Annotated in this window: 18 protein-coding genes; 10 read left to right on the top strand and 8 right to left on the bottom strand. The window is 41.0% G+C overall.

Translation table 11 applies throughout. From position 1 onward, the window contains the following. Window positions 1–129 precede the first annotated feature (129 nt). The 4 genes from NSTCB13_RS20395 to NSTCB13_RS20380 all read left to right on the top strand — a co-directional run bounded on the left by NSTCB13_RS20395 (window position 130) and on the right by NSTCB13_RS20380 (window position 2377). Window positions 130–564 carry a ferritin-like domain-containing protein gene (locus NSTCB13_RS20395; protein WP_445631023.1) on the top strand — a complete coding sequence of 145 codons (435 nt, stop codon included), beginning with the start codon at window positions 130–132 and terminating at the stop codon, window positions 562–564. Window positions 565–691: 127 nt separating this feature from the next. Beyond that, window positions 692–1660: an FTR1 family iron permease gene (locus tag NSTCB13_RS20390; protein ID WP_448273645.1), complete on the top strand. Its 969-nt coding sequence runs from the start codon at window positions 692–694 to the stop codon at window positions 1658–1660. Window positions 1661–1706: 46 nt separating this feature from the next. Beyond that, entirely contained in the window at window positions 1707–1835 is a 129-nt protein-coding gene (locus NSTCB13_RS20385; protein WP_448273644.1) for a hypothetical protein, read from the top strand. A 104-nt stretch (window positions 1836–1939) separates the two neighbouring features. Beyond that, window positions 1940–2377 (top strand): hypothetical protein, encoded by a 438-nt coding sequence (locus NSTCB13_RS20380; protein WP_448273643.1) that lies wholly within the window; start codon window positions 1940–1942, stop codon window positions 2375–2377. Between the two features lie 220 nt (window positions 2378–2597). On the opposite strand, the gene NSTCB13_RS20375 is transcribed toward NSTCB13_RS20380, so the two are convergent. The 4 genes from NSTCB13_RS20375 to NSTCB13_RS20360 form a co-directional block, all read right to left on the bottom strand. Continuing rightward, on the bottom strand, window positions 2598–3170 hold the full coding sequence (locus NSTCB13_RS20375) for a hypothetical protein (protein WP_448273642.1): 573 nt from the start codon (window positions 3168–3170) through the stop codon (window positions 2598–2600). Between the two features lie 156 nt (window positions 3171–3326). Continuing rightward, window positions 3327–4262 carry an ABC transporter substrate-binding protein gene (locus NSTCB13_RS20370; RefSeq protein ID WP_448273641.1) on the bottom strand — a complete coding sequence of 312 codons (936 nt, stop codon included), beginning with the start codon at window positions 4260–4262 and terminating at the stop codon, window positions 3327–3329. Window positions 4263–4379: 117 nt separating this feature from the next. After that, window positions 4380–7322 (bottom strand): DNA polymerase I, encoded by a 2943-nt coding sequence (gene polA / locus NSTCB13_RS20365; protein WP_448273640.1) that lies wholly within the window; start codon window positions 7320–7322, stop codon window positions 4380–4382. A 114-nt stretch (window positions 7323–7436) separates the two neighbouring features. Then, window positions 7437–7559, bottom strand: a complete 123-nt coding sequence (locus NSTCB13_RS20360) for a hypothetical protein (protein WP_448273639.1) — start codon at window positions 7557–7559, stop codon at window positions 7437–7439. A gap of 92 nt (window positions 7560–7651) precedes the next feature. Here NSTCB13_RS20360 and NSTCB13_RS20355 point away from each other — a divergent pair, with 92 nt between their 5' ends. The 4 genes from NSTCB13_RS20355 (at window position 7652) to NSTCB13_RS20340 (ending at window position 11560) form a co-directional block, all read left to right on the top strand. Continuing rightward, entirely contained in the window at window positions 7652–8275 is a 624-nt protein-coding gene (locus NSTCB13_RS20355; RefSeq protein WP_448274198.1) for an FAD-dependent oxidoreductase, read from the top strand. Further along, window positions 8253–9029, top strand: a complete 777-nt coding sequence (locus tag NSTCB13_RS20350) for an FAD-dependent oxidoreductase (protein ID WP_448273638.1) — start codon at window positions 8253–8255, stop codon at window positions 9027–9029. The genes NSTCB13_RS20355 and NSTCB13_RS20350 overlap by 23 nt, the downstream gene beginning before the upstream one ends. Window positions 9030–9727: 698 nt before the next feature. Then, window positions 9728–10432 carry a choice-of-anchor E domain-containing protein gene (locus tag NSTCB13_RS20345; protein WP_445631030.1) on the top strand — a complete coding sequence of 235 codons (705 nt, stop codon included), beginning with the start codon at window positions 9728–9730 and terminating at the stop codon, window positions 10430–10432. Between the two features lie 276 nt (window positions 10433–10708). After that, entirely contained in the window at window positions 10709–11560 is an 852-nt protein-coding gene (locus NSTCB13_RS20340; protein ID WP_448273637.1) for a Cof-type HAD-IIB family hydrolase, read from the top strand. A 180-nt stretch (window positions 11561–11740) separates the two neighbouring features. Here NSTCB13_RS20340 and NSTCB13_RS20335 read toward each other — a convergent pair whose 3' ends face one another. Next, the gene (locus tag NSTCB13_RS20335; protein WP_448273636.1) at window positions 11741–12688 is read right to left on the bottom strand and encodes a DALR anticodon-binding domain-containing protein; all 948 of its coding nucleotides are present in this window, start codon (window positions 12686–12688) and stop codon (window positions 11741–11743) included. A gap of 312 nt (window positions 12689–13000) precedes the next feature. Between NSTCB13_RS20335 and NSTCB13_RS20330 the strand changes: the two genes are divergently transcribed. Then, window positions 13001–13720, top strand: coding sequence for a Crp/Fnr family transcriptional regulator (locus tag NSTCB13_RS20330; RefSeq protein WP_012412419.1), 720 nt, complete (start codon window positions 13001–13003; stop codon window positions 13718–13720). A gap of 79 nt (window positions 13721–13799) precedes the next feature. Here NSTCB13_RS20330 and NSTCB13_RS20325 read toward each other — a convergent pair whose 3' ends face one another. Further along, window positions 13800–14846, bottom strand: a complete 1047-nt coding sequence (locus NSTCB13_RS20325; RefSeq protein ID WP_448273635.1) for a PstS family phosphate ABC transporter substrate-binding protein — start codon at window positions 14844–14846, stop codon at window positions 13800–13802. A 282-nt stretch (window positions 14847–15128) separates the two neighbouring features. Beyond that, complete coding sequence (locus NSTCB13_RS20320; RefSeq protein ID WP_448273634.1) at window positions 15129–16526, bottom strand: ABC transporter substrate-binding protein; 1398 nt, start codon at window positions 16524–16526, stop codon at window positions 15129–15131. Between the two features lie 60 nt (window positions 16527–16586). On the opposite strand from NSTCB13_RS20320, the gene NSTCB13_RS20315 reads away from it, so the two are divergent. Further along, a complete protein-coding gene (locus NSTCB13_RS20315) occupies window positions 16587–16739 on the top strand; it encodes a hypothetical protein (RefSeq protein ID WP_448273633.1) in 153 nt (50 codons plus the stop codon). A gap of 110 nt (window positions 16740–16849) precedes the next feature. Here NSTCB13_RS20315 and NSTCB13_RS20310 read toward each other — a convergent pair whose 3' ends face one another. Beyond that, on the bottom strand, window positions 16850–18253 hold the full coding sequence (locus NSTCB13_RS20310) for a protein kinase domain-containing protein (protein ID WP_448273632.1): 1404 nt from the start codon (window positions 18251–18253) through the stop codon (window positions 16850–16852). Window positions 18254–18495 lie beyond the last annotated feature (242 nt).

Here is an 18495-nt window from a genome sequence, read left to right as displayed (position 1 = left end):
ACGAGTTTAAAATAGTTAGGAGTTAAGAGTTATGAATTATGAGTTATGAATCCCAAATCCCAAACTCCTAACTCCTCACTTCTAACTCCTAACTAATTACACTCCCTTCGTTACTTTAACTAACAACTGATGCAAGAACTTGACCAGAAAAAGACTATTGACCTGCTGAACGCCATCATGGAATTTGAACTAGCAGGAGTAGTGCGCTACACACATTATTCTTTGATGGTAACTGGCCCTAACCGGATTCCAATTGTGGCTTTTTTCAAAGCACAGGCAAGTGAATCTTTACTTCATGCCGAACAAGTGGGAGAAATTCTCACCGGTTTAGATGGGCATCCCTCTTTGAAAATCGCCCCAATGGAAGAAACCTACCAGCATAAAGTCAAAGATATCTTGGAAGAAAGTTTATCTCATGAAAAAAAGGCATTGGATCTGTATAAAAAATTGCTTGATACTGTCACCAATGCCAGCATTTACCTTGAAGAATTCGCTCGCGGTATGATTGGACAAGAAGAGATGCATAATCTCGAACTGAAAAAGATGCTACGCGATTTTGGTTAATAGTCATTAGTCATTAGTCCTTAGTCATTAGTCATTGGTCATTAGTCAAAAAGAAATTCAAAGGACAAAGGACAGATGACAAAGAACAAAGGACTAATGACTAAGGACAAAAGACAAAGGACAAAAGATGAATTTTAGTACTGCTCTACCTACTTTTGTAATCACACTTCGAGAAGGAGTGGAAGCTGCCCTTGTTGTTGGTATTGTGCTAGCTTTGCTAAAAAAAGCTAAACAATCCCGACTCAATTCATGGGTATATGCTGGTGTCGGCGTTGGCATTGTCGTCAGTGCCTTAATAGGTGTGCTATTCAGTTGGATAATTCAAGTACTGGGAGCTGCGAATCCTCAATACACCACCGTTGTTGAACCAGCGCTAGAAGGTGTATTTAGTGTATTAGCGATCGCAATGCTCAGTTGGATGTTAATCTGGATGACTAAACAAGCCAGATTCATGAAAGCTACAGTTGAGGGAGCAGTAACAGAAGCACTGACACAAAACTCAAATGCTGGCTGGGGTGTTTTTACTTTAATTTTAATTGCCGTTGTCCGCGAAGGCTTTGAAACTGTTCTCTTCGTTGCCGCTAATTTCCAACAGGGATTAATGCCAGCATTGGGTGCTATTGCTGGTTTGGTAGCGGCAACTGCTATTGGAGTGCTGCTATTTAAATGGGGTGTCAAAATTAACATCCGCCAGTTTTTCCAGGTAATGGGCGTTTTATTAGTGTTAATTGTCGCTGGGTTAGTAGTTTCAGCCTTGAAACATTTTGACGAAGCAGTAGCTAACCTTGCCCTTAGCAGTCGTGCCACAGAAAGCCTTTGTTTCTATTACGAACGTTTTACAAAAGTCCACTCCTGTATTTTGGGGCCAATGGTTTCCAATACTTCCACAATCTTGCCTGATGAACAGTTTCCTGGGATTATTCTCAAATCTTTATTTGGCTATAGAGACAACCTCTATCTTGTGCAAGCAGTGGGATACGTGACATTTTTACTCACCATTGGAGGACTGTATTTCCGCAGCCTTGGGGGTGCTTCTTCTGAAGGTAAAAAGAATATCCCTTTTGGTCAAAAACCAATTAGTTCTGCAAAAGATTAAAAGCACAGTCAGTTACCTCCTTTGCAGTCTCCCTTATTCCCAGTCTATGACTGGGAATCGCCTTTGGCATAGCTACGCTAATATTGATTCAGAAGTAGCTGCCTTAATTAAAGTCACAGTTCATATTTATGCCATTGGAATTGAATACAAATATTTTCAATTAATACCAATTTGAAAAAATAATCCAACAAATCACTATTTGTAGAGACGCGATTCATCGCGTCTTTAGCCAAGGATGTGTTGCAATCATTAATTGAATTGGTATAATCAAAAAAGGAAATGAGCAAAATTTTTATATTAAATTCCTTATTATTGTTTTCTCAAATACCCCATCCAGAAGCAAGATTTTTAGATTTAAAAAATAAATTAGAAAAAAAAGGGTTTCAGGTAATCATTGCGCTACCACCAAAGCGAGGAGCTTATGGGTTACTAAGAGAAACCGACAAAAAAATCTGGATTAATCCCGTAGTGTTTGAATTACATATTGGAACTCAAACACTAATCCATGAAACTGTTCATGCAGCGCAGGTATGTGCCGGAAAAGGAAAAATAAAAACTTTAGGTTTAGACATTCAACCAAGCAATTATGCTCGACCATTTTTTAGGCGCTATACCGATGTCAAACGACAAGATTTAGAAAGAGAAGCCTATGCAGTACAAACTCAACCTAATAGTTTTGAATTAGCTATATCTCTTCTTCAACAACACTGTAAATAGCTAGTTTAGTAAATGCAAAAGCTAAAGCGCCTTTATTTAACTGCTTTCTAATACAAAGTGTTATTGAGTACTAATATTGAGTGCAAATAATGCTTTAAAACACGAATTTATTAATTATTTTTTAGTACAAAATAACAATACAGATGCTTTGCAGGAGTTTCAAACTAATTTGAATGTTGAAGTAATCATAGTAATTGTCAAATTCATGTTGTCTTACTATCTATCGAGTACACGCATTTATAAGACGGTTTGGAAAACTAGGTTCTCTAGTATTAACTTGACACTCCTTTTTTCCAACTTCCCTGCTGTTTTTGATAACTCCTATAAAAATTCTCTCTTGTTGTAACTCAAATCGGCAAATAGCGTCATCAGAAGTGATAAAACTCGGTTCAAAGTTCTCATAAACACTAAAAATTTTACCATTTGGACATTTTACTCGCTCAACAAGATTAATATGATTACCTAGAGCTAATTGTACGATAAACACAAAAAGAATGAAACAGCCAAAAAATCCTGTTACTACAATACTAAAAAATTTTAGCAAGTCTTCTTTGAACAAAAAGCTATTGATAAATAGTAATAAAGGTGTGATATAAAAATATAATGCGGTAATTTTATTGAATAGGTCAAACTCAAAAATAATTTTGCTTGACCAATTTAAATCCCAGTTAAAAATGAGCGGTATTAGACTAATTATAATAACCTCTAAGTTGTCTGAAGGTCTATCAAGTCTACTTATCAAGAACAAACGAATCCATCGCCAAAAGTTTTTGAGAAGTTTCGCAATCTGCATTTTGAAATACTGGTATCTATAAATAATAATGCTTAATATAGCACTCAGATTTTATTTGTGAAAACATACTGACACTGAAAAGCCTGTTTGATCGGGGTTTTATCTAAATTACCTCCGATAAATGCATCCTTTATTGACTGTTATCGCAGTATTGAGCTAAGTACCCTGTGGTGTAAACAACGCTTGCTTAAGCTGCTGACAAGCCTTTTCTATTACATTTATACTACCCGGATTCACTAGGCCAAAATAATCAAACACATAGACTCGGTTATTTTTAGTTGCTTGTAGTTGCTGCCAAAAAGCTTCCTTTTTCAACGAATCTAAAAGCGTCGCTTCTGAATTCCCTTGTGGAGGATTAACTAAAATTATCACCTCTGGATTTGCTTCTAAAACTTTCTCAGCAGAAAGCGTCACATAGCCACCAATTGGACTTTTTCCTTGTAAATCTGCTGCTATATTTTTCGCCTGGAATTTTGCCAGCAAATCTCCTGCCCAACTGTTTTTATTCGGCGCTAAAATTGGTTGACGACTAACCAGCGCTAAAGTAGACGGACTCTGAGTTGGCTTATCTGGTAAGAAAGTTTTATAACGGTTTAACAAAGGCTGAGGATCGGCATTAATTAACTGAGCGAGCTTTTTAGTAAGTTCTTCTAGAGATTCCCAGCTATTCACCTTAGTGAGCAAAGTTTGAATACCTAACTGCTGAAGTTTTTGAATTGGAATGTTAGAAAAACCTTCAGCACCAATAACTAAATCTGGTTTGAGTGCTACTACTTTCTCTAAATTTGGCGGATTTTGTCCTTCACTAACACGTGGAACATCTTGAAATTTTGCGTCATTCTTAAATAGTTTACTCCCAGTGATTCCGACAACTTTTGTTTGATCGAGTCGGGAGAGAATGTCAGCAGAAAGTGAAGAAAGAGCAACAACTCTTTTTGCTGAACCTTTTAGTAATTGCTGAGAGTTTGTGTTAGTCGCCTCAGTGGTATTTTCCACTTTGGTTTGTGGTTGCTGAGTAGTTACAGTGGTGCAAGCAACTAAAACTATACTCAACAAAATTGCAAAAGCAGATAAGAGCCAACGACGATGCATATTAAAATTCTTTCTAAGGTAAGAATGGTATAAGATTGATATCGAGCCAGGATGTAATATACTGCTAACACAGATATACGACTATCCCAATGTAATTGTTCCAATCCCTAGTTAAACTTACTTCGTCTCCATCCAATTTTCACCAACACGCGCCTCCACAAGCAAAGGAACACTCAACTGCACTGCATTTTCCATCACCGATTTAATTTGTAGTTGTAATTCTTCCCACTCATTAGGGGGAATTTCAAATACTAATTCATCGTGAACTTGCAACAACAAACGCGCCTGATAGTTTTTCAAAACCTCATGCAATCTCACCATTGCAATTTTGATAATATCAGCGTTAGAACCTTGAATTGGTGCATTAGCCGCGGAGCGTAATAAACCTGCATCCAAAGCACCCAAATTCTTCAATTTACTCAGATCGATATCTTCTGGGTTACTGCCTTTTAGTTTGCGTAAACTGTTATTAGTAAAGTCAAAATAGCGACGGCGACCGAAAATAGTTTCTACATAACCACGAGCGATCGCTTCTTTTTTCACTCGCTCCAAATACGCAAATACTTTCGGATATCGTTCATTAAACCGCTTAATGAACTCGTTGGCAATGGTCTTATCTATCCCAGTTGAGCGTGAAAATCTTAGAGAACCCATTCCATAAATTACGCCAAAATTGATAGTTTTTGCTATTCCTCGTTCTTCTGAGGATATATTTTCTTTTTCAAAAACTAACCGCGCTGTCACAGTATGAACATCTTCATTTTGCTGATATGCTTGCACTAATATCGGCTCTTGACTTAAATGAGCCAAAATCCGTAATTCAATTTGTGAGTAATCAGCAGCCACCATTAACCAACCAGGTTCTGGCAAAAACGCCTTCCGAATCTGGCGACTAAAAGCTGTACGAATGGGAATATTTTGCAAATTCGGATTAGAAGAAGATAATCTACCAGTTGATGTTGCTGCTTGGTTAAAATCAGTATGTACTCGCTGGGTATCTGGACGCACCAATGCAGGTAATGCATCAACATAAGTAGACTTTAATTTAGATAGGGTGCGATATTCAACGATCGCTTTAACAAATCCAGTGTTATCATCTTCTTGAAGTCTTTCTAGTGTTGCTGCATCTGTAGAGTAGCCCGTTTGAATTTTACGAGAATGTCTGGTGCTTAACCCCAATTTTTCAAATATAATTTGGCTCAATTGCTTAGGAGAACCCAAGTTAAAATTTTCTCCAGCTATTCCAGTTGCTTCCTCTTTTAACCTGGCTAACTCAGTTTCTAAATGCTGCGAAAGTTCTTGTAAATAAGCTGAATTAATCCGAACACCTGTGTATTCCATTTCGGCTAAAACTGCTTCTAGTGGCTGTTCTACTTCCAAAAATAGCTTAGATAAAGCTGGAATTTTATCCAGATCCTCGCGCAATTTTGACACTAAACCAAAGGTAGAATAAGCATCCATCCCACAGTAATCTGCGACGGCGGGAATATCTATATCAGCGATATTTTTGCCTTTAGGAACTAAATCTAAGTAACTTTTAGCTATCAATCCCAAATATCGCAGCGACAAATCCATCAAATTATGACTTGAATCTGGATTTAGAATATAACTCGCTAGCATGGGATCAAACACCACTCCTGCCAAATTAATTCCTTGACTTCTAAGAACTAAGCGGTCAAATTTAGCATTTTGTAAAGCTTTGGGATAATCGGCACTTTCGAGAATTGGACGTAGTGTTTCCAGCACAAAATCTTTATGCAAATTTTCTCCAGTTTTGTGCCCTACAGGAATATAGGCTACCTCATCTGGTTGCGTTCCCCAACAACAACCAATTCCTACTAATTCAGCATCTCTTGGTTCTAAATCGGTAGTTTCAGTATCCCAAGCAACGGGTGTTTCTGGATTAGTGAATTTTTGCAAAACCCTCACTAACTCAGTTAATTTTGCTTCAGTGTTTATGATGCGTGGTGTAATTGGAGAAGTAGATTGTTGTGGAACTGCTGCTGTATCACTAGCACTGAAAAACCACAAATCATTATCTTCATCAGCGCTGAATTCTGAGTTAGTATTGGGATTAATTGCATTTGTTTTGGCTTCTTGATTATCTTCAACTTGGCCACCAAAACGTTGCTGAAGGTCGTTGATTCTACCTAAAAAAGACTTAAATTCTAATTTTTCTAAAATTGGTGATAAGACGTTTGTATCAAAGCCTTTTAATTTGCAATCTTCTAAATCAAATTCTATCGGGACATCTAATACTATGGTTGCCAAATAGCGAGACTTCTCGGCATCCTCTTTACCTGCTGCCAGTTTTTTCTGAGTTGCGCCTTTAATTTCATCTAACGCAGCATAAACATTCTCAAGTGAACCATAGGTATTTAGCAGCTGCACTGCTGTTTTTTCGCCAATTCCCTTGACACCAGGAATATTATCTGATTTATCACCACAAAGAGCTTTAAAATCAACAATTTGTGAAGGTAAAACGCCCATCTTCTCTTTGACTTGTTCTGCTTTAAATTCCGTGATGCTATTTGTAGAGCGCTTTAGGGCATCTGGACTAAAATTCAGAACAGTGATTTCTTTGTCAGAGTCGATTAGTTGAAATAAATCGCGATCGCCAGTGAGAATCTTCACCCTATACCCAGCCGCAGTTACTCGCTGTGCTAAGGTTCCCAAAATATCATCAGCCTCAAAACCAGGGGCAGTGAAAAAGGGTAGATTAAAGCCATTCAGCAACTCATGCAGGTTTGCTAAGTCGGGAATGAAATCTTCTGGTGTTTCCGGGCGATCGGCTTTATAAGTATCGTCCGCTTCGTGGCGAAAAGTTGCCTCAGCCAAATCAAAAGCGATCGCCATTGCTTGAGGCTGTTGTGTTGCCATTACCTCCAACAGGCACTTCACAAAACCAAAACATATACTGGTGGGAATGCCCGTTTTGGTACGCAGTCCTCCATCTCGCCCTTTGGCGAAAGCAAAGTATGAACGATAAGCCAAGGAGTGCCCATCTACGAGGATGAACGTGGGGCGTGTTGTAGTTGCAGAAGTAAAAGTTTCAGACATAGCCCTATTTTAGCTAGAAGCTTTGTCACATAGTTAGCAATTTCAAAGCTTTGGCTACCTTTATTGTTACTCCTTGATGTCAAGAAGTGGGTAAGCCCGCAGTTAACTGGTATCTTAAATTAAAGAACTTGAGTCAGACAACTGATTTATAGGTAGATAAGCCATCTTCGCAAGCGCCGCGATCGCTAAACATCTTCTGTTAGCTGAAGGTGCAAGCTTTGTAGTTATGATTTCCACAATTATTGCACCTCCCTCAATAGCCAGAAAGTTTTTAACTTTGAGTGTGAAAATCTGATGAAAGCAAACTATCTCCAAGGAGTTTTGCAGTGATGGAAACAGCAGATGTCATTGTCATTGGCAGTGGTCAAGGAGGCATTCCACTGGCGGCTGATTTTGCCAATGAGGGACGTAAGGTTGTCTTGTTTGAGCGGGATGCTTTAGGTGGCAGTTGCATCAACTATGGCTGCACTCCGTCTAAAGCGTTCTTAGCGGCGGCTCATGCAGCAGGGCGATCGCGCCAGGCTCAGAAGTTAGGTATCCACACGGAAGTAGAGGTGGATTTTCCTGCTGTCATGGAGCGAGTTCGGGGAATCCGCAGCAGCTTTAATCAGGGGATTCGCCAGCGATTGGAGACTGCGGGTGTGAAAGTCATTTGTGCCGAAGCTGCTTTTGTGGGTGAACGGACGGTCAAAGGTGGAGATGTTACCTTTCAGGCTCCTCTGGTAATTATTAACACGGGTACGTCATCGCTGATTCCTGACATTCCCGGACTTGCAGGAACTCCTTACCTGACCAATCGCAACTTTTTTGACTTGAACATCTTACCAGCCCGTTTATTGGTGATTGGAGGCGGCTATATTGGCTTGGAATTGGGACAAGGACTAGCGCGTTTGGGCAGTCAGACCCCACTTAATTGTCCGGGGCGATCGCGTGCTTGGGCAAGAAGAGTCTGATGTCAGCGAGGTCTTAGCAGAAGCATTAAAGCAGGATGGGATTGGGCTTCATTTTGGAGTTAATGTCAATCACGTTGCCCATGAAAATAATCTGTTTAGGCTGACCCTGAGCAGTGGCGAACAACTTCAAGGAGAAGCGTTGCTGGTTGCGATTGGACGGAAACCCAATACAAGTGCATTAAATACAGCCGCCAGTGGAATTGAGCTAGACGATCGAGGATTTATTAAAATTGACAACCAGTTCCATACCACCTGTTCTGGAGTCTATGCGATCGGGGATGCTGCCAAACAGCCTGCCTTTACCCATGTGTCGTGGGAAGACTATCGCCGCTTAAAAGCAATTTTGTGTGGAGAAAACCGGACACGGAGCGATCGCGTTCTTGGCTATGCGGTCTACACAGAACCCCAGGTGGGGCGAGTGGGTATGACCTTAGAACAGGCTCAGAAACAAGGCATCAACGCGCGTGCTGTTACGTTATCCATGAGCCAAATTGCGCGTGCGATCGAATGGGGGCATGACCTCGGATTTTATCGTATGGCGATCGACAGCGACACAGACAAAATTCTGGGAGCAACCCTGGTAGGCTACGAAACTGCTGAACTGGTGCATGTTTTTTTATCCCTGATAGAAGCAGGAGCAACCTGGCAGTTGTTAGAGCGATCGGTTCACATCCATCCCACCTATGGTGAAGCTTTACCCAGTCTGGCACGATTGCTGCTTGGAGATAATATGCCAGGGTGTCCGAATATGTGATATCGTGTCCGGTTAAAGACTTATCATGAAGACGGCAGGGGAGCAGGGGGAAAGAGGGTTTCCTGGTTTTTGCACAGATGCGGGAATTATAACTAATTAGGCGGACATCATATGAAGAGGTTTTATTGATGTACAACGTCAGTTGGCATTAATAATCTAAATGCCTAAGCCAGGAAGACATCCTCCTGACTCAGCTACAAAACTATTCTCTGTTTCGATTGCTCATTTACCCCTGGTACTAATGAGCTTTTTTGTGCTTTTTATATAACCCAGTTTCTACGTATTTGCAGCTTTAGTACGGAAGCCAAGTAGAACCAACTCTTGGCAGATAAACCAGCCCAATTAAGTACGTGAGTATAAGCATAGTAACTAGATAGTAACTAGATCCTTAAGTTATCACCAGAAGTCAGGAATCTATCTTCTGAGCCTTTTATGTTTAATTAGGTTGACTTAGCTTACATCTCAGGAACCAACAAAAACTAGCTTAATATTTCGACATCAGATTACCACTATCAAAACTACTTCACCTTAATAAAACTTTATATATACCGTTGAAAAAGTCTATTTATCGAAGGAATTTAAACATAATAACTTTACAGAAAGTTACGTGTATTTATCAAGACTACAAGCAAAGTTTCAGAGTTAGAAATAGGTTAGTAATCCCGTAATGATTCGTTTCAGAAAGGCATCTTTTATCCATGACAACAAAACTATTCAACACTCTAGCTGCTGCTACAACCTTGGCAGGAATTGTTGCAACATCTGGAGCAGCTAATGCAGCTTCTCTCTCTTACAGTAGTTCCACTAATTACGATTTCACAAACATCATTGATGCACCTTTGAGCGTCCAAAAATTTGACTCATCTTTGGGCACACTCAAGGGTGTAACGATAAGTTTTACTGGCGACATACTTGGAAATGCAGGTTTTGAAAACAGGAGTCCAACCCCGACTCAAGTGACAGTAAATCTTGCTAGTCAACTCAACTTAAAACTAAATAATCAGTCTTTGTTTGCGCTCAATCCACAAGATATATCGAGTTATCAAGCTGCTAAATATGACGGCATCACTGATTATAGTGGCACCTCTGGAAAGACTATTTCTAATTTAACTGCCACACAATCTGCAACTCAGTCTTTCACCAATACCCAATTTTTGCAGTCTTTCACTGGTAATGGCGACATAGACTTTTTGTTCTCAGCTTTAGCCAACTCAGTAGTTACGGGTTCGGGCAACATGAGATCCTATATTGATACTTATGCCAAAGCAGGTATCAAAGTAACTTATGACTACGATGAGGTGAAAGCAGTACCTGAGTCTTCTGCCACACTGGGAATTGGTTTAATTGCTGGGCTTTGTTTGTTGTCACAACGCAAAAAAAGCTGGATCAAGATGTTTAATTAATAGACTTTCTTGAAGAGGTAGATTTCTTTTATCCTATCTATCAAGCAGACTCTCTAATTTAAATTAAAAAACCCGATTCTTCTCGAAAAAATCGGGTTTTTTATTGTGCTTATTAGGTTGAATCTTTAATAAGATTTAAAACATCCTATTATTGGCGATCGCTATAAATAATTATTGATATGAAGTGGTTGATTAGAGAACCCAATTTTTTATATGATTCTCTACTGGTCGCCAGAGCCTGTTAACCTCTTACTGGAACTTAAAATTTAGGAAATTATGCCGAAAGCATCTACCGATCGTCAGGCTGCTGCAAAAGACATTAAACTACTAGTTTTGGATATAGATGGCACGATCGCCGGACACTCTAACACTATCAGCGAACCTGTAAAGCAAGCAATTTTTGCAGCGCAAGCACGAGGAATTCAAGTGGCGATCGCTACAGGTAGAATGTATCGTTCAGCCTTGCGCTTCCACCAAGATATCGGCTCTACCCTACCATTAATGGCCTATCAAGGAGCCTGGATTCAAGACCCGAACACCCAAAAAATTCATCGCCATTGGGTTGTTTCTAGAGAAATCGCCCACCAGTTACTCGACTATTTTGAACAGCCGGAATTGCGATCGCTTCTATCCGTTCACTTTTACATCAACGATCAGCTATACGTTCGTGAGTTAACCAGAGAAACCAAAATTTATGCAGAACGTTCTGGTATTATTGCGATTCCTGTGGGTGATTTGCGTCAAGCCTTAACGAATGAACCGACAAAAATTCTTGCTTTGTCTGATGACACTGACTTAATCGATAAACTATTAGGAAATTTGCGCCGTCAATACACACCTGCTGAACTTTATATGACGACATCTGTTGCTACCTTTTTTGAAGCAACTAACGCCTCTGTAAATAAGGGGACTGCTTTACGTTACCTAGCCGAAGAGTTGCTGGGATTACAATTAGCCAACGTTATGGCGATTGGCGATAACTTCAATGATGTGGAAATGCTGGAGTATGCCGGACTTGGTGTAGCTATGGGCAACGCACCAGCAGGAGTGCAAGCGATCGCTAATTGGGTAGCTCCTAGCGTAGAGGAAGATGGGGCAGCAATAGCAATTGAAAAGTTTTTGCTGTAGTGAAAGAATTTTTTCAAATCTAACCCATACAAATCAGAAAGGACACCGACGACTGGCCGTGTTTCGTCTCGGTGCCCCTGCTGGTTCGCTCCTCACACACCTGCTAATGTATCCGAGGTGGTGCATTGAGTCAATAGCTATATAAAAAGTTTTTATTTTTACCTAAGGAACATTACCGATTTATAGCTCCAAAGGCGCAAAAACCCCCAGATTTTCCTCTAGGACAAATTTTAATACTGACTGAGTAGCCATGAGCAATCCCAGTCTAGCTTGGGCTAGCTCTGGTGAAGTAATTTTCACCTCACCCCAAATCCGGCAATTAGACCAAAACTTTTCAAAAGCTTGACTCAAATTCAGTGCTACTTTTTCCCATTTCACAGAATCGCTAACATCAGGGCACTCTATGTTGTCTACCACTTGTATTAATTCGCCAATGAGACGACGCTCATCTGGGTGATTCAGTTGTAGTGTTCCGTCGCAATTAAGCCAAGGTAGTGGGTTAGGAAAAATAACATCCCAAAAAGCTGGACTAGTATTTGGAACTGGTTCTCTAAGTTTAATCAATCCCTCTCGATGAGCCAGCAGCACTAGCGAATAGCAGCGTGCATGGGCATATTCAACAGCAAACAATGAATTGGGCATTGGAGATTGGGAAAGAGGAGGCAGGAGGCAGAAGTTCTTTAATTTTGAATTTTGAATTTTGAATTTTGAATTGATTTCTCCCCCTGCTCCCTGCTCCCTGCCCCCCATCTCCCCCTCTTCCCCTAAACTCCCGACTACGAGACTTTGTAACCAAGTCGCTAAGGCTGAGTGAGTTAATTCAAAATTTATCCAACCAGGGGGAACTATTTGGATGCTAAAAACGTCCTCACAAATCCCTGATAAATCTGAAGCGATCGCCCTAGCAAGCTCCATCGCTTTTCGATTCTGAGATTTTGATAGTCGCAAAGACACACTTGAGGTATAGATAACTCTATTGTCATTTCTACCTTTATGTAGAGGAATTTTTTCGTCTTTTATGCCTTTACTTTCTGTTTTATAAGTATCAATGCTTATCGATTTTATTAGGTAACTATATAATAGCTGTTTGATTGACGTATATTTGCTAACTGGTAATTTATAATGCACGTAATATTATTTAAATAGTAATGTAAGATATATTTGTTACATTTCTGTCATCTATCTTGCGGTATAAATTTAATTTAGATGAAGAAAAATGAGAAGAGGATAAAATTTGATGAATAATCGATGAATAGTAAGTAAACTTTACTACCATCATTGTACAGTAGGAAGTATAACAAAAGAGTAGAGAGTAATTTGCTTTCTATTCTTTGGATTGGCTGGCGCTGTTAGGCGTTAAGCCTGCCTCGTCAACACAAAGACACTCCTTGCACCCTTTTATTTACGTCTTTGTCTTCAGCCGAACGCTCTTTGTTACCTATGCAATCTCCATCCTCCTTTTCTGAGGCATCACGGCCTTTTTTGACTTGGCAACGCATTCTTGACTGGGCTCAAGAACACTATCGTTGCCGCACCTTTAGCAAAGATGAGCGCATTCCAGCCCGGCCTGGATTGCTGTATTTGGTGCAAAGGGGTGCGATCCGCATGGTAGGAACCGCCCAAGTTAGTGCGACTGCCAGTCAGCTAACGTCTCGACGAATCAACAGAACTCCAGAAGAAGCGTTCTTGGGTTTTGTGGGAGCGGGACAGCCATTTGAAATTGTTGCTCAGTCACCATTCACACTCCAGGCTTACGCCCATGTCGATCAAACTGCGGTGCTGTGGATGTACTGGCATGATTTAGACAATTGGCCTCACTTCCGTCGCGAAGTTATGGATGCCTTTAGGTATCAGCACCAGCGTAAGCTGCTGTGGCTGAGTGCCTTGGGACAACGCCGCACAATTGACCGACTCTTAGGATTTCTCACATTGTTAATTGAGGAATATGGAGAGCCAGCAATGAGCGACACCGATCCTGATGTGATTCGCGGTTATTGTCTGCCCTTTCCTCTCACTCATGCCCAAATTGGTAGCGCGATTGGTTCGACTCGTGTCACCGTCACCCGCTTGATGGGTAAGTTGCGTCAACGTGGTTTAATCTTGACTCAAGGGGATAATCTCATTTGCTTGCCAGCAGAGTCGATTAATAGAGCTGGTTAAGGTAAAGTTCAGAGCGGCGATTTCCGCCACTCTGTCTTGAGTGCGATGGGCTAAACCCCGCCACAGGCGATCGCAGATGTCAGCGAATTTTGACAAATCCCGCTTGGGTAATCAGTTGCTGTCCCTGCTCAGTCAGCAGTAAGTTGGCGTAAGCGACACCTGCTTGCTGCTCAGTCTGACCATTCTGTTTGACCACCACAAACAGATTGCGGGTAATCGGGTATTTTCCTGATTGGAATGCCTCAATATTCAACTTGTTCCGTTTACCAGGACATTCAGACGGGAGGACAGAAGGTTCTTGGTATGGTGCAATGTATTGCCCTTGCGTGCGCCCCAACGGCAAGGACTTGATTGAGCATTGAGGAATCACCTCTGGGGCAGAAGCGTAGTAGATGCTACCAGGACTATCAGCCAATTTTTGCAAGGCTTGGGTGGTTGTAGAGACAAATTCTACATTGGAGCTGAAAGCTTGACCACCCAAGATGTCTTGGACAAAAAGTTCGACAGTACCGCCATCAGCAATACGGCGGGAATAGGGCTTAATCGGGATATTGGGGCCGCCCACCTGGCTCCAATTATTGATTTTGCCTGTGTAAATTGACTTTAATTGTTCTACCGTTAGTCCTGGGATATTCAGGTTTGGGTTGACTGCAACCGCTAAACCATCAATTGCCACAGGAATTTGTTTCAAACTGAACCCACGCTGCTGGGCACGGCTTAATTCCGGATCTAGAACTGGTCGGGAGGACTGGGCAAAAGCTAGTTGACCGTCTATCAAGGACTGAATGCCAGTGCCAGAACCAGGCGATGCATTGCTGGGTTCTACATAGCGCAGCCGTAACTCTGGCCGCGCGGCTTGAATTACCGGATCGACTACTAGTCGAATCGGTGCCCAAGATGTACTGCCTCCGTAATTGAATAATCCTGTAGGAACATCCTTTACTGAAGTGAAAGTATTGCCACTAGGTTGTTCCGATCCGGTTTGGGGCGTTTTGGTGCTACCAGAATTAATTGTATTTAGATCGACACCAGATTTTCTAGTAAACCACCAAAAACCGCCAGCTATTAGCCCGACGGTGATTAGGATGGATAAGACAAGAATAGTTGTTTCATTTTTTTGAGACATAGTATAATTACCCGCGCGTCCATTCAATATAAGTGCTTTATAGGTGCTTGCTACTTGAGATTGTATTTGGAGGACGGGGATTTTGTTAGCAAATTCTGACTTTTAACTGCTTGAAAATTTAAAGTATAATATATAACATTTAAGTTATTCGTCTGCGATCTCAAGGTTTGAGTCGTGGTAAAAATAAATTGACAGTAAGATTTTTCCCCATAAAGCTCAATTTCCCATCTTGAGGGTTTTTCCAGGTTAAGTATTGGTTAATTTTTAATTTTTTATTGGTGATTAACGCACTGGTTCAAAGTCATAACCAGTGCGAGAGCGAGAACCAGGAACAATTTTTACAAGTTGCACTGAGGCATTGCGATCGCCTGATGCTAAAAACCGAATTGTACCAGAAGCGCCAGTGGCAGAAAAGTCAGAGGAAGCTAATGCTTGTTGGACTCCTGCTCGCGTAGGATTGCGTTCTAATGCTGCAATTAGAGCTACAGTGGCATCATAACTAAGGGCGCTTCGCCAACTCACATCACCGCCCCATAACTGCCGCGATTTCTGGGGAAAATCTGACTTCGGATCGCCATCAATATGCCAGGGAACAGCTACTACCATCCCTACAGCTTGTTCTCTGCCAATTTCCAAGGTTTTAGCCGTGTAAACATCGTCTCCCGCCAACAAAGTTAACTTTTTCTGATTAATCTGAATTACTTGCAGCGCTTTATCGAGAGTTTCAGTGTTAGCAGCTAACATCAAAACTTCTGCACCTTGTTTAGTTGCTTGTTCTACACTTTTAGCTGCACTAAAATCCGCCCTGGATAAGTCAAATTCGCTAGCTACCTGTCCACCCTCTAGGGAAACGGATGAAACAAATTCCGACTTTAAAGACTGGCTGTAGTTACTCTGAGAATTAAAGAAAACCACTGCATTTTTTTTCTGCAAGGTTCTCACCATATAGTTAGCTAAAGTTCTCGCAGCCATAAAATCACTGGGAACTGTGCGAAAAACGTAGCGGCTAAAGTTAGAAATTTTGACAGATGTACTAGTAGAAGATATAGCTACAAGTTGTCCAGAAGTATAAATAGTACCTGCGGCTAAGGTGGAATCGCTAGTATTAGGCCCAACTACACCTAATACTTCGGAATTGCTGACTAGGGTAGAAGCGATTTGCTTGGCTATTTCTGGATTGTCGTCGTCATTAGCTATCCCTACCCTCAACGGTACTCCCTTGATTCCTCCTGAACTATTGACTTGATTTTGAGCTTGGGCTATGCCACGTAAAATTTCTAAAGCAGCATTGGGGTCAGTGCCGAATGGTACAGAGGCCACGATGGTATAGCTCCTGGAAGAACCGATTCGGGCATTGTTAAGAAAAATTAACGTTTCTGGATCGTTTCGATTGAGTTTTAAAGCAGCTGTGAAATTGGCGATCGCTTTATCATAACTTTTAGCTGCGATCGCCTGTACTCCTTCTTTTTTCACTGGAGAAATATCACCTGGAGTAAAAGATTTTTCTCCAAAACTAATACGGTCTTGTAAGGATGGATTGTTGCCTGGTTGTTGATTTGGAATGATGTTATTACCAATTTTGGCCCCATTGTTACTAAACCACCAAAACCCACCGCCAACTATGCCAGCTGTCAGCAGCAGAGCCAAAGCTAAAATTGTGGTTTCATTCTTTTGTGACATAAATAAGTTTCAATAAAATAAAAATATTTATTATGAAGAATTTAGAACTCAGGAGTCAGTATGAATTCTGTACAACTGGGTAGTGAATATTGGTTTCAAACCGTACTTCTCTACGAGACGCTACCGCGAAGGTCTCGCTACACGCTTTCGCCCTTAGTGGGCAAAACTATTATTAAATATACATTTTGTTTAATTGCGCCCACCGTTCCATAAGAAACTATAGACCATTAAAGATTAAACCAATAGTGATGACAACGGCTAAAAAAGACTAAGTGTTTCCTTTTTATGAGACATTTATTGTAGCTGTTAGCACCAGAAGTTTTTTAAAGTAAGAGAGATAATAATTTATAAATAAGTCGAAATACGGCTGTCAATGAAATAGCTACTAAGCCTGCTCCAACTGCTAAAATCACCACTGACGCAAGGTCAAGACCTCCCCGTAAAAAGGGGACAAAAAAAATAATCGCAAAAGTAATTGTTGGAATAATTAATAAATCGAACTTCTCAATCCACCGTCTCGTTTGGGCAAATATCAGTATTCCTAAAATCACACATGCAACACTTAAAGTAACTATTTCTGATTTTACTAGGCTGAAGAGGGCGATCGCGATCAATGCACCCTCAAATCCACTAAATGCCGCCCCACCCAATAATTCCAATGTCGAAAACGCTGGCTGAGTTGGTGGACGACGGGGAACGACGGGATTAGAACCTTGGGGTGGTTGTGGCGGGAGGGTTACAGAGGGCGAATTAGGTTGTGTGGGAGATTGAACCGCCTGTGAGTTAAGTGCATCTATAACCTCCTGGGCTGACTGGAAGCGTTGATTAGCAGCAGGTAACAGCATCTTGTCTAAAATGTCAGCAAGGTGAGGGTTGACACTTACTTGGGTTCGCCATTTCCACTGGTTGCTATAGGCATCAAATAGTTTAACTGCTTCCTGATTTGTCAACAAGGTAATAAGAGTTACAGCTAATGCGTATAAATCTGTAGATGGGAATACTTGACCCCCAGCCATTTGCTCAGGCGGTGCAAATCCCATCGAATAAATTCCTGTGGAAGAAGCAGCAGAACCCAGTGCAACATTTGTTACTTGCTTAACTGCGCCAAAATCTAGTAAAAAAAGTCTCCCATCACGACGGCGCATGATGTTAGAGGGTTTAATATCTCTATGGATAATGCCTCTATGATGGACAAACTTTAGTACCTTCAGAATTTCTTGCAGCACCTCCAACACTTGCTGTTCAGAAAATTTGCCTTGTTGAACTAATTCTTCTTCCAAGTTTTGTCCATCAATGTATTCTTGTACTAAGTAAAAAAATTGGTCTTGCTGTCCTGGTTGCAAACTATTAACTATCACTGGAAAGAAGGCAAATAAGTCAGGTATTTGCTCGTGATCGTTACCAAGTTGTGCTAAAACTTCTGCCTCTCTTTCAAACATCAACTGTGCTTGTTGCAGTTGATTTAAAGTTAAATTTCCCGCTGGTTGAAACTGCTTAACCACGCATTGACGCATTCCTGGTATTCGGCGATCGCGTGCCAAAAATGCTGCTCCAAACCCGCCCCTTCCCAGCAGCTTAGTTGGCACGTATCGACCATCTAGCATCAATGGCATACCACAGGTAGTGCAATACTTTTGCTGGGTTGTTTTCAGTGTCGTAACATCATCTAAATCGGCAAAATAGTTTTGTGGGCGTGGACAACGCGGACGAGTGCAGTAAACTTCCATTTTCGTGATTAGTCAAAATAATTCGTAATTGATAATACTCGCCTTCTCTACAAGATGATACGTAAATGGCAAGAAGCAAGCTACGTAATTCGTAATTAGTTCAGGTTACAGAGAAACTAAATTTATTAATGGGGAACACGAAACTTTTTTCCTGATGTCAAACCTTTGGTTTGGCTACAGCACCCTGCACGAACACAATGGGTTCATAATTACGAATTAAGTTAGCGACAGAGGAGCGTCAT

This window comes from Nostoc sp. DSM 114160 (assembly GCF_053470305.1).
The sequence above is the reverse complement of the archived record's forward strand: the minus strand, read 5'-3'. Positions and strand labels throughout refer to the sequence as shown.